We start from the raw sequence: 11,770 nt of genomic DNA, 5'->3' as shown, positions 1-11,770 counted from the left end.
CTGCCTGAGCTATCGCTTGGCCGCAGGCGGGTGGCCGGTGGCGTCTCCCAAATGGCACTTCTTGTATTCATCAACCGCGGACTGTCGGATTCGTCGATGTCCGCCTTCGGAGCGGCTGACCTCGCCCAGCTTGCCCTGGTCACACAGCATCGAGACGTAGGGCCGGCTCATGCCCAGCTGGGCTGCGGCCTCGGCCGTCGTCAGCAAGGCCTCGCCGTCATCGCTGTGCGGGCGCTCCCTGTTCGAGCCTGTCGTGGCCTCGATCGCAGCCAGAGCAGTGACGAGCTGCATCCTGAGCCGTGTTCCAGCCGCAGACTCTTCCGTGAGAGCCGTCGTGAGGCCGAACGCGGCGACCTCGGCCAGCTTGCCGCACAGCTCTTGGGTCAGCTGCTGTGGCGGCTCGCGGACGTCTCGCAGGCCGAGCTCCTTGCCACCCAGGCGCATGACAGCCGTCCGGCCGGCCCGGGCCTCGACTTCGATGTGCTGGGCGAACGCGCGCTCAAGCCAGCCCAGCAGCTCGTTGAGCGAAGGCACGTGGTGACGGTTCAACATGCCCGCATTTTATTCGAATACTTTAAGGCAAAAGCGAAAAAAACGAAAGTCCTTGCCATGGCGACGCTGGCACGCGTCAACCTGGTGGGCCCGTGAGCCATGCGGCCAACGGCTGTCTCGCCCACCCCGGTACGTGCGCGGCGACGACGTCGTCATGCTCTGGGCCTTCAATGGCGGCTGCCACCCTCGTTGACGAGATGGCGCTGCCCTTGGTGCCGGCTCAGGTGGTGTGGGTCAACCATGGTGACCTCCAGCACGAATGGACTGGCGGAGATCGGCCTCGACCTGACTTTCACCGCGCCGCCAGTGGTTGTGCCACGCCCTGGCTGGTAGCTTGTGAACGCAACCAAGCGGAACTTCCGGCCTCGCATGAGCTCAGGATCTTCCTGCAGCTTCTTGATCTCCAAGTGCTGTGACCGAGGGAAAGCCGCATTGGATATCCGAGTTCGTGCCTTGCATGCCTGCGTCAACAACGCGTTGATTGACCACGTCCGTCGGCGCCTGCTTTTTGTGCTGATGCGCAGGCATAACCAGGTACAGCGCGTCGACGTGCGGCTCGGTGACACGCGCAGTCGCCGTGGCTTGGCGAAAGGCTACTGCCTTATTGAGCTACAACTCATGGGCGCACTCACTGTCACGGTCGTTGGTGCCGGTGTCGATCTGTACGACGTGATAGATCTGGCCGCTGATCGTGTTGGCCACCTTGCCGTCGAGCAGTTGCGCCAGCCCCAGCTTTCCGAGAGAACCTGGCACGCCCATGACCTGCACCGCTGACGGGCAGCGCGGCCCCCATCAGTTCGCATTGCTGATGCAGGAGGAAATTTGAACTTTCCTTTGGACGGCGCATCACAAAGGCGCTTGGGCGCTGTCCGTGCAGCGTTCGAGTGTTCCTGGCCAGGCGTGATGCCTGCCTGGCCGCATCGGTGGCTGGCAGCGTCCCCTGCTTTGGGCGATTGAGATGGCAATGGTTTGCGGTGGCTGCATGTCGCGCCATGCAGCAACGGCTCGGCTTGGTATCCGGGGCTGCTGAAGCGCCTGAGCCGTCACGGAAAACAATGGAATGGACCTATGGAAAATCTTGAGATTTGGCTGGTATTCCTCACGCTAGTACTGGTTGGCTGCACCATCCACGCGTGGCGCCTGGGCAACGAAAAGCGTGACGTTGCCTTTCTAGGAACCACCAGCGTCTTGTGCGGTGCCGGCGCTGCAGCCGTCATGCTCCTCTGACACTGCGCGCGTGCCTGTGTCACGGTGCGCTGCACAGCCAGGAACTCGGCAAACCGCTTCTGGCCCACAGAGACGGTTGCACTTGCATCTTCGGGCGTGCAAGGGGCTGGTCAGGTGACGGCGTCAGCTCGCCCCGTCCTGGTGTGCGGATGCTGAACGCCGACAGGCCTTCACCGGCCACTCGTGAGCCAGTTCCTAGAATGCCCGCTTTCAACAACTCATGGCGCCTGTAGCGGCGCCTTCCATGGAAGTCTTCATACTCGCCGCCCTCATCGTGCTCAATGGCCTGTTCGCGATGTCCGAGATAGCCCTCGTGACAGCCCGTAAGGCCCGGCTGCAGAAGCTCATCGATGAGGGCGACATGGCCGCCGCAGCGGCCGTCAAGCTCGGCGAGGACCCGACCCGGTTCCTTTCCACCATCCAGATCGGCATCACGTCCATCGGCGTGCTCAACGGCATCGTCGGCGAAGCAGCCCTGGCGCAGCCGCTGGCCGCTTGGCTGCGAGAACTTGGTGCATCAGAGCCTTACGCGGGCTACGGCGCCACCGGCCTGGTGGTGGTGCTCATCACCTACTTTTCCATTGTCGTGGGTGAGCTGGTGCCCAAACGCCTGGGCCAGTCCCACCCCGAGACGCTGGCGCGGCTGGCGGCTCGGCCCATTGACGTCCTGGCGCTCGCGACCAAGCCCTTCGTGAAGCTGCTCACGGTCTCGACTCAACTCTTCCTGGCACTGCTGGGCGTCAAGGACGGCAACAACCAGGCGGTTACGGAAGAGGAGATCCATGCAGTGCTCGCCGAGGGCACGAGCGCGGGCGTGATCGAGTCCCACGAGCACACGATGGTGCGCAACGTGTTCCGCCTGGACGACCGCCAGATCGGCTCGCTGATGGTGCCGCGTGCCGATGTGGTCACTCTCGACACCGATGACCCTTTCGAGGTGCAGCTGGCGCTGATCGAGCAGTCCGACCACGCGCGCTTTCCTGTCGTCAAAGGCGGTTTCGACAACCTGTTGGGCGTGATCAATGCACGGCAATGGTTGTCGCGAGCGTTGCAAGGCGGCTCGCGCGAGCTCGCCGATCAGCCTTTGCAGCCGCCGCTGTATGTGCCCGAGACCGTCACCGGGATGGAACTGCTCGACAACTTCCGGGACTCGGACGTGCAGATGGCCTTCGTCATCGACGAGTATGGCCAGATCCAGGGCATCGTGACGCTGCAGGACCTCATCGAGGCCATCACGGGGGAGTTCCACCCACGCGATCCGGCCACGTCCTGGGCCATGCAGCGCGAGGACGGATCCTGGCTGCTCGATGGCCATATCCCGGTGCCCGAGCTCAAGGACCGGCTGGGGCTCCCCACGGTGCCCGAGGAGGAGCGAGGCCGCTATCACACGCTCAGCGGCATGATCATGCTGATGACGGGCCGCTTGCCCAGCCTGGGTGACTCGGTGGAATGGGATGGCTGGCACTTCGAGATCGTGGATATGGATGACAAGGTCATCGACAAGGTGCTCGCCAGCCGGCTGCCCGAAACCCCGGTCGACTTGGCGCCCGCTGGAGCAAGCCCAGTGTTGAACTCGGATGGAACGATACTGAGGAAATAATTCCTCTTATCGGATCAGTGGCGCCGCGGACCTAAACTGTCTGGCGTGAAAACGCGCCGGTCCGCCGCAGAGCCCGCCCAAAAGCAGCCGCCGCTGGAGCTGCCCGACGCCCCGGAGCTGTCCACCCTGCGGGCCTGGCATGAAGGCTTGTCCTCGCGAGAGGCCGTGGCGCGCTTCCTCCCTGAGCGGCGGTCCGCCGGCGGCTCATCGCGCGCCGTGATCGGCCACATCCGCCGGCAGCTTGCCGCCTTCGCGGCCAGCCGCCAGCGCGAGGATCTGGCGCGGCTCTTCACGGGCACGGCGCGCAAGGGCGCCGCGGCCGCGCGCATCGTCGCGCACGCCGTCGAGGCGCTGCGCAGTGCACCCATCCCGCAGCCGCTCATCGGCGACGACGTGGGCCGCTGGCTGCCCCCGCGCGTGGCCACCGTGCTACACAAGGCGGGCATCCGGACGCTGGCCGAGCTCACGCTGAGGGTGCCACGCCGCCGGCGCTGGTGGACAGCAGTCATTGGGCTGGGCCCGGCCATGGCCACACAGGTCGAAGCCCTCTTCGCCTCGCATCCCGAGTGTTGAGGCCGACCGAAAAGTGAGCCACTTCTGATGGCCGTGCCGACTGAAAACTGAGCCAGGTGAACACCTACCCTGCTGCTTTTTTGTGCAGCGGGGAATCGAGGATTGATCACCATGGACCAGATCGGATGGATCCGGCGACTGCACCGCCGGGAGAACAAGAGCGAGAGGGAGATCTCGCGCATGACGGGGCTGTCGCGCAACACGGTGGCCAAGTGGCTGCAGGCCGACGTCACCGACGCACCGAAGTACCGGCGCGCGCCCCAGCCCTGCAAGCTCACGCCGTTCGTGGAGATGGTCAAGCAGGCGCTGCTGGCCGATGCCCGGCGCCCGAAGCAGGAGCGGCGCACGGCCAAGGCACTGCACGCCGAGCTCAAGGCTGCCGGCTACGGCGGCGGCTACACACGGCTGACGGACTTCATCCGCGACTGGCGCGCCGGCGAAGGCCTGGGCGCCAGCGTCCACGCCTTCGTGCCGCTGGCCTTCGAGCTGGGCGAGGCGTTCCAGTTCGACTGGAGCGAAGAAGGGCTGGTGGTGGGCGGCATCTACTACCGGCTGCAAGTGGCGCACATGAAGCTGTGTGCCAGCCGCGCGTTCTGGCTGGTGGCTTACCCCAGCCAGGGCCACGAGATGCTGTTCGACGCGCACACGCGCTGCTTCAGCGCGCTGGGCGGGGTGGCCCGGCGCGGCATCTACGACAACATGAAGACCGCCGTGGACAAGGTCCACAAGGGCAAGGGACGGCAGGTCAACGCGCGCTTCGCCGTGATGTGCGCCCACTACCTGTTCGACCCCGACTTCTGCAACGTGGCTTCAGGCTGGGAGAAGGGGGTCGTCGAGAAGAACGTGCAGGACAGCCGCCGGCGCATCTGGATTGAGGCGGCCAAGCGGCGCTTCAGCTCCTTCACCGAGCTCAACGCTTGGCTGGGCGAGCGCTGCCGTGCGCTGTGGCAGGAGGTCCGCCACCCGCAGCATGAGCGCTTCAGCGTGGCCGAGATGCTGGAGCACGAGCGCCCGCACCTCATGCCCATGCCGGCCCCCTTCAACGGCTACGTCGAGAAGCCTGCCCGCGTGAGCAGCACCTGCCTGGTGACGGTGGCGCGCAACCGCTACTCCGTGCCGTGCGAGCTCGCTGGGCAGATGGTCAGCACGCGGCTGTACCCGGGGCGCGTCGTGGTGGTGGCCGGCGACGACACGGTGGCCAGCCACGAACGGCTGAGCGACCGCGGCCAGACCCACTACGACTGGCAGCACTACGTGCCGCTGCTGCAGCGCAAGCCCGGCGCGCTGCGCAACGGGGCGCCCTTCGCGGAACTGCCCGAGCCGCTGCTGCGGCTGCGCCGGGCGCTGCTGCGCGAGAGCGGCGGCGACCGCGTCATGGCGCAGGTGCTGGCCCTGGTGCCGGGCGCCGGGCTCGACGCCGTGCTGGTGGCGGTGGAGCTGGCCCTGGAGAGCGCGCCGCCCTCCGGGCGCGTGAGCATCGAGCACGTGCTCAACGTGCTGGGGCGGCTCAACGCCGCGCCGCTGCCGCAGGCCGTGGCCACGCCGCTGCAGGTCAAGACACCACCACTGGCCGATCCGGGCCGCTACGACCGGCTGCGCAGCCGCACCGCCGCCGTGCCGGCCCTGGGCGAGGAGGCTGGCCATGAGTGACCTCATTGCCGAGCTCAAGGCGCTGCGGCTGCACGGCATGGCCGGCGCCTGGGCCGAACTGCTGGAGCAAGGCCAGAACGCCGGCGTGGAGACCTCGCGCTGGCTGCTGGAGCACCTGCTGCAGGCCGAGGCCACCGACCGCGCCATGCGCTCGGTGAGCTACCAGATGCACGCGGCGAAGTTCCCGATGCACCGCGACCTGGCCGGCTTCGACTTCGAGGTCTCGCCGGTGGACCGCAAGCTCGTGACGCAGCTGGCGAGCTGCGAGTTCACCGAGCTCGCGCACAACGCCGTTCTCGTCGGCGGGCCGGGTACCGGGAAGACGCATCTTGCGACCGCCATCGGCGTGGCCGGCATCACGCGCCACGGCAAGCGCGTGCGGTTCTACTCGACCGTGGACCTGGTCAACGCGCTGGAGCAGGAGAAGGCGCAGGGCAAGGCCGGGCGCATTGCCGCGACGCTGCTGCGCATGGACCTCGTTGTCTTGGACGAGCTGGGCTATCTTCCCTTCAGCCAGGCCGGCGGCGCCTTGCTGTTCCACCTGCTGTCCAAGCTCTACGAGCACACCAGCGTGCTGATCACGACCAACCTCGACTTCGGTGAGTGGTCGACGGTATTCGTGGAGCCGGAGATCTCATGATGCCTCCTTCTTGGAACGGCTGGTGCGTCGAACTTGAGCCCGCAGAGAGCGAATCTCCTTGCTATGCAATGTGATCTGCCAGGGCTGGCCCTTCATCAACTGATGCCCCTGAAGACGCCCCTTGTATAGCCACTTGAATACCGTCTGCGGCGTGATGCCGAGCGCTGCCGCGGCACCTTGCACCGAGTAACTGCCATCGGGCCAGCGCGGTGGATTGGGCTCGACGCCGTTGATCTTGGCCGTTCGGATGTTCCAGCGCTTGCGCAGGACGTGGATGGTGCCGTGATCGAAGGGCACGCCGCGCGGCGACATGATGCCCTCCGCGTTGAGTTGTGCTGCGACCTCGTAGTCCATCTTGCCTTCGGCATTGAGCTCGCGAATGCGGCGTTCAATGAGCTCGCTGGTGACGCAGTCCCTGTACGAATGCACCTTGCGCTGTAGGCGATGTTCGGTAATGGCCCCTGTCTGCCAGCAAAGTTGCATCCACACCATGCCTGGCTCGCGCTTCTGGTCCAGGATGACTTCACGCACCACCAGGCGCAGGATCCGCTTGCGCTCCTGAGCCGTTGCGGCTTGCCACACCCGCGGCAGGTCCTGAGCAAGGCTCAGCACTTCGGCACGCTCGTCATCGCTCAACGCCGCGGGACGCTCCCTGTGCCATGCCTCATAAGCCAGCTCCACGGCTTCGAGTTGGCGCAGCCTCTCTTCCCAGACTCGCTCAAGCGATCGGGCTACCAAGCGGTTCTCGGGCTCGACCGCGTCGTATTGCCGCTGGGCTCGCTCGGCCTCGTACCGAGCGCGCTCGCGCTTGAGAATCCACTGCTGTTCAAGCTGCCGGTTCTCGGCTTCGAGTTCTCCCACGGCCGCCGCAGCAAGGGCGATCTGGTCAGGCGCCAAGGCCTCCAACAAGACCTGCTCGACCACCGCGTCCACCGGCAGTGCGCGCACCTCCTGGCATAGAGGACTGCCATTGTTGTGCTTGTCCGCCGTGCAGGTGTAGACCGGGTAGTCCGCATGAGGACCGGAGTAGCGCAGCGCCAAGCGTCGACCACAGCGGCCGCAGACGGCAATGCCCTGCAACAACGCCAGCCCCTTGCGCGGGACACCAGACCGTGATGCGCCGTACGAGACGGAATTGCTGTTCAGGCGCTTGAGGTTGGCCATGAACTCCTCCCAGCCGATGTAGCCAGGATGGGCGTCGTGGAGGCACACCGTCCACTCATCCACCGGGACCTTCACGGTACCACTGTAGGTACCGTTGCTGCGCCGTCGCAGAGGATCCTGCCGCCGGCGGCCATAAACGTAGGCGCCGGCATAGGACGGGTTCTTCAGGATCTGTAGCACCCGGGCGCTGGTGGCCGGCACCCAGACCACCTGATGTGGCGAGGGCCCTTGCAGCGGCCGCATTGGCAGCGCAAGCCCGTGCCGCAGCAACTCCTTCATCACCTCCCTGGCGCTTTGCAACGTCTGGAACAGGCGGAAGACCAACTGCAGTCGTGCCTGCACCTCTTCATCGGGGTTGAGCACGATCTCGCCTGCTGCCCCCCGAGCAAGGCCGGCGGGCAGCGGTAGCCGCAGCTCGCCGCGAGCAGCCTTCTGTAGCTCACCCTGGTGCAGCCGCAGGCGGATCTGATGCAACTCGGCTTCGCTCATGATGCCCGACAGGCCCAGCAGTAGACGGTCGTGGTACGCCGCCGGATCGTATAGGCGCTCGCCGTCGGCGATAAGTACGCCGAAGATCGAGCACAGCTCCAGCAGCTGATGCCAGTCGCGGTTGTTGCGTGCCAGGCGCGACGCGTCCAGGCTGAGCACCAGTCCGGCCTTGCCGAGGCCGATCTCGGCGATCAGGCGTTGGAAGCCGTGCCGCTCGGTGCTGGAAGCACCCGACTTCCCCAGATCGTCGTCGATGACCGTGATCCGCTCGCGCGGCCAGCCAAGGTCGGCAGCACGGTTGACCAGCCGGTACTGCAGCTCCGTGCTCTCCTGATGCTGCCGGACTTGGGTCGGCGACGACTGGCGCACGTAGACGTAGGCGAGCTTGGCGCGATGGGCCGTGGTAATGCGCTCGGTCGCCTCACTTGGCATGGTCAACATGACCTGCCTCCGCGTCTAGGATGCGCTGCAGCAGCCGAGCGACCTCTTGAGCGAGCTGCCTCCGTGCAGGAACTGGCAGAGCCGGCCATGGCCGGTGGACGGGGCGGCGTGGCTTCGATGCTGGGCGGTGAAGTCCCGGATGCGGCTGGCTTGGCATGGCTGGCCTCCTCGGTGGAGGCGGCGAGCATGCTCCGCACGAGTCGCGCCAGCGGCAGCAGGGTCCAGACGGAGACTCGCGGCAATGACGCTGGTGGCGTCAACGGCCGCTCCAGATCAGTAATGCAGCGCCGCACGAGCCGCCGGCGTCCGTCTGGTAGCGCGACGGCGATGAAGCTGGGTCCGCGAGCGCACTTCAGCGACAACAACTTCAGGCGTTGGCCATACAGCGGGTGACCAAGATCCGTGACGGTGACGAACGGTATGAGCCGTTCGATATTGGCGGCAGTTTGAAGTACTCGGGGACCCCAAGATGACCACGGCGCTGCTGGACCGCCTCACGCACCACTGCCACATCGTCGAAACCGGCAACGAGTCCATCCGCTTCATGCGCAGCACCGAGCAGGCCAAGCAGCGCATCTCGGCTCGCGAGCAGGCCCGCCGGGCCGCCAAGCCACCGGGGCCAGAAGAGCTTCCCTGATGAACTGCCGCGCGGGGCCAGACGCTGCGGGCTACGCCCTTCGCGTCTGGCCCCGCGCGCTCAACACGGCACCCAGGAGGTCAAACACCAGAGCTTGGACCTACACTTATCCACAGCCGGTCTTCAAAAACCGGCTTCCGCCCCTGGCTCAAAGTTCAGTCGGCACGGTGGCTCAGAATTGCGTCGGCCCCGACATCCCGAGCTCACCGAGCGCGCTCGCGCCCTGGTGGCCATGCCGCCGCAGGGCGACGTGCGGCCCTGGGAGCACATTGCCGTGCCGGCCGATGTCGATGGCACCCAGGGCGCCTTTCGTGCGCCGCGCGCATCGTGTTCGCTGCGCGGCAATAACGACTACGAGGCCGTGCAGTCGTGGTTGTCGCTGCACGAGGCACCGGCCACGCAGCGTGCGTATCGCAAGGAGGCCGAGCGGTTGCTGCTCTGGGCCATCGTCGAGCGCGGCGTGGCGCTGTCCTCGCTCACCACCGAGGACGCCGTGGCCTACCGCGCGTTCCTGCGCCACCCGGCGCCGCGCTCGCGCTGGATCGGCTCTGCCACGGCGCGCTCCTCGCCGCTGTGGCGGCCGTTCACCGGCGGCCTCTCGCCGCGCTCCACGGCCTACGCGCTGTCGGTGCTCAGCGCGATGTTCCGCTGGCTCATCGACAAGCGCTATGTGCTTGCCAATCCGTTAGCCGGCATCCGCGTGCGCGGCATGCGAGCGGCCGGGCTGGACACGACGCGGGGGCTCTCCGGCGCCGAGTGGGGCCTGGTTCGTACCGTCGCCGATGGGCTCGAATGGTCCTATGGCTGGGAGGCGCGTGCGGCGCAGCGCATGCGCTTCGTGCTGGACTTCGGCTTCGGCACCGGGCTGCGCGCCAGCGAGTTGGTGGGCGCGACGCTGGGCAACATCGAGTTCGACCCGGGCGGCGATGCCTGGCTGCATGTGGTCGGCAAGGGCAGCAAGGCTGGCAAGGTCGTGCTGCCCCTTATCGCCCGCAGCGCGCTGGAGGACTACTTGGTGCAGCGCCGCCTGAGCGTGAGCCCGGCGAAGTGGGATCCGCGCACGCCGCTGCTGGGCAGCCTCGACGGCGAGGCCGGCATCACCGCCAGGCGGCTGTGGGCGGCCATGAAGCGCTTCTTCGCGACGGCGGCCACGGTACTCGCCGCCGTCAATCCGGCGCTGGCCGAGAAGCTGGGCCGGGCCTCACCGCACTGGCTGAGGCACAGCCACGCCTCGTATGCGCTCGAAGCCGGTGCCGACCTCACCACGGTGCGCGACAACCTGCGCCATGCCTCGGTGTCCACCACGTCGCTGTACTTGCACGCCGACGACGAGCGCCGCTCCAGGCAGATCGGGACGGCGTTTTCTGGCCGCCGTCAGCGCTGATATTCCCAGCTCAAAACGCACCAATTCGCACGTCTAAACTCGCACTGCCGTAATTCAAATTTTCATAAGTGCTTGTCGCGCAACACGTTTTTCGAGCAAAGTGCACCTTTTTGCACGCGGAGTCCGTCCACCCCATACTGGACCGATTCACCAACGACGAGCCGCAGGCCCGCTGGTGCCTGGACCTGCTGGGTCGACAGATCGGACACATGACCCGCCTGGTGGACGACCTGCTCGACGTCAGCCGCATTACCAGCGGCAAGCTCCGGCTGGAGCCCGTGGCGCTGGAGCTCAACACGCTGGTGCGCATGGCGGTCGAGTCCGCCGGTGCCATGGTCAGGCAGCGCGGGCACTCGCTGTCCGTTCAACTGGCGCCGGTGCCGATCCAGATCATGGGCGACACCACGCGACTGACGCAGGTCGTGACTAACCTGCTGACCAATGCCGCCAAGTACACGCCGGCACCAGGGCGCGTTGACGTCAGCGTCAAGCACGACGGGGAGGTCGCCACGATGCAGGTGAGCGACAACGGCATGGGCATGAGCGAATCCCTGCTGCAGCGAGCGTTCAAGCCGTTCGTGCAAGGTGTGCGCGCCCTTGACCGCTCCGAAGGGGGTTTGGGTGTAGGTCTGGCACTGGTGAAGAACATCGTCGAGCTCCACGGCGGCAGCGTCAGTGCGGGAAGTGCCGGGCTCGGTAAGGGAACGACCATTACCGTGACGTTGCCGGTTCAGCAGCAAGCAGCCGCAGAAGCCTCAGCGGCTGCACAAACCGTCGTGCCTAGCCTACGGCGCGTGCTCGTTGTCGACGATCACCAGGATGCCGCCGAGAGCTTGGCGTTACTGCTGAGCATGTCGGGGCACGACGTGGAAGTGGCGCAAGACGGGCCGATGGCACTGCGCACGGCAGCGGCTTTTCAGCCCGACGTCGTTTTGCTCGACATCGGTCTTCCCGGAATGGACGGCTACGAGCTGGCACGCCGCCTTCGGGAGTTGCCGAAACTGGGCGGTGTGCGGCTCATCGCCGTGACAGGACATGGACAGCAGGCAGACCGCCAGGCGGCCGCAGCCGCAGGCTTGCACTCGTTCATCACCAAGCCAGTTGAACCAGAGGAATTGGCACGCCTGCTGAGTCCCGTTTGACAGCCGGCACACCGACTCCTCACAACAACCCCGGGGTCAAGACTCAGGCGGCTGGCCCGGGTCCAGGATCCAGAACCCGGCGCAGTTCCGCCAGCAGCCGCTCGCGTTCCAGCGGCTTGGTGATGTAGCCGTCAAAGCCGGCGGCCCTGGCTCGGGCCTCGTCCTGTGGCGCTGCCAGCGCCGTCACGGCGATGCAGGGGATGGCGCACGTGGCCTCGTCAGCACGCAGTGCCTGCAGTACCGCCGGCCCGTCCATGCCGGGCATGACCAT

8 protein-coding genes and 3 pseudogenes are annotated in these 11,770 nt (G+C 66.4%); 8 read left to right on the top strand and 3 right to left on the bottom strand.

Annotation, left to right across the window (positions count from 1 at the left end; genetic code table 11):
* Positions 1-9: 9 nt before the first annotated feature.
* A complete protein-coding gene (locus FJ694_RS28270) occupies positions 10-552 on the bottom strand; it encodes an excisionase family DNA-binding protein (RefSeq protein ID WP_157270883.1) in 543 nt (180 codons plus the stop codon).
* 432 nt (positions 553-984) lie between these two features.
* On the opposite strand from FJ694_RS28270, the gene FJ694_RS28265 reads away from it, so the two are divergent.
* The 5 genes and pseudogenes from FJ694_RS28265 to istB all read left to right on the top strand — a co-directional run.
* Positions 985-1,326, top strand: coding sequence for an HPF/RaiA family ribosome-associated protein (locus tag FJ694_RS28265; protein ID WP_157270882.1), 342 nt, complete (start codon positions 985-987; stop codon positions 1,324-1,326).
* Positions 1,327-2,023: 697 nt separating this feature from the next.
* Complete coding sequence (locus FJ694_RS28260) at positions 2,024-3,379, top strand: hemolysin family protein (RefSeq protein ID WP_157270881.1); 1,356 nt, start codon at positions 2,024-2,026, stop codon at positions 3,377-3,379.
* A 45-nt stretch (positions 3,380-3,424) separates the two neighbouring features.
* Positions 3,425-3,952 (top strand): phage integrase family protein, encoded by a 528-nt coding sequence (locus FJ694_RS28255; RefSeq protein WP_232540260.1) that lies wholly within the window; start codon positions 3,425-3,427, stop codon positions 3,950-3,952.
* Positions 3,953-4,063: 111 nt separating this feature from the next.
* Complete coding sequence (gene istA, locus FJ694_RS28250) at positions 4,064-5,602, top strand: IS21 family transposase (RefSeq protein WP_157270880.1); 1,539 nt, start codon at positions 4,064-4,066, stop codon at positions 5,600-5,602.
* Positions 5,595-6,239: pseudogene (gene istB, locus FJ694_RS28245) on the top strand (IS21-like element helper ATPase IstB); the annotation flags it as partial. The gene istA and the pseudogene istB, both read left to right, overlap by 8 nt.
* On the opposite strand, the gene FJ694_RS28240 reads toward istB, so the two are convergent.
* On the bottom strand, positions 6,237-8,327 hold the full coding sequence (locus FJ694_RS28240) for a recombinase family protein (RefSeq protein ID WP_232540262.1): 2,091 nt from the start codon (positions 8,325-8,327) through the stop codon (positions 6,237-6,239). The pseudogene istB and the gene FJ694_RS28240 sit on opposite strands and share 3 nt — an antisense overlap.
* A gap of 460 nt (positions 8,328-8,787) precedes the next feature.
* On the opposite strand from FJ694_RS28240, the pseudogene FJ694_RS28235 reads away from it, so the two are divergent.
* From FJ694_RS28235 to FJ694_RS28225, 3 genes and pseudogenes are all read left to right on the top strand, one after another.
* Positions 8,788-8,973 (top strand): annotated as a pseudogene (locus FJ694_RS28235) (ATP-binding protein); the annotation flags it as partial.
* Positions 8,974-9,166: 193 nt separating this feature from the next.
* Positions 9,167-10,357: pseudogene (locus FJ694_RS28230) on the top strand (tyrosine-type recombinase/integrase); the annotation flags it as partial.
* A gap of 209 nt (positions 10,358-10,566) precedes the next feature.
* A complete protein-coding gene (locus FJ694_RS28225) occupies positions 10,567-11,499 on the top strand; it encodes a hybrid sensor histidine kinase/response regulator (RefSeq protein ID WP_157270877.1) in 933 nt (310 codons plus the stop codon).
* Between the two features lie 43 nt (positions 11,500-11,542).
* Here FJ694_RS28225 and FJ694_RS28220 read toward each other — a convergent pair.
* The coding region (locus FJ694_RS28220; protein ID WP_157270876.1) for a response regulator at positions 11,543-11,770 on the bottom strand (228 nt) is incomplete at its 5' end.

Origin of the sequence: Azohydromonas aeria (assembly GCF_009760915.1) — a bacterium.
In the GTDB taxonomy this organism is placed as follows: domain Bacteria; phylum Pseudomonadota; class Gammaproteobacteria; order Burkholderiales; family Burkholderiaceae_C; genus Azohydromonas; species Azohydromonas aeria.
The sequence above is the reverse complement of the archived record's forward strand: the minus strand, read 5'-3'. Positions and strand labels throughout refer to the sequence as shown.

What these genes read in the sequence shown, in the direction of transcription:
- FJ694_RS28270 (WP_157270883.1), bottom strand. Translation starts at nt 552, where the DNA reads ATGTTGAACCGTCACCACGTGCCTTCGCTCAACGAGCTGCTGGGCTGG.
- FJ694_RS28225 (WP_157270877.1), top strand. Translation starts at nt 10,567, where the DNA reads ATGACCCGCCTGGTGGACGACCTGCTCGACGTCAGCCGCATTACCAGC.
- FJ694_RS28260 (WP_157270881.1), top strand. Translation starts at nt 2,024, where the DNA reads ATGGAAGTCTTCATACTCGCCGCCCTCATCGTGCTCAATGGCCTGTTC.
- istA (WP_157270880.1), top strand. Translation starts at nt 4,064, where the DNA reads ATGGACCAGATCGGATGGATCCGGCGACTGCACCGCCGGGAGAACAAG.
- FJ694_RS28240 (WP_232540262.1), bottom strand. Translation starts at nt 8,327, where the DNA reads ATGCCAAGTGAGGCGACCGAGCGCATTACCACGGCCCATCGCGCCAAG.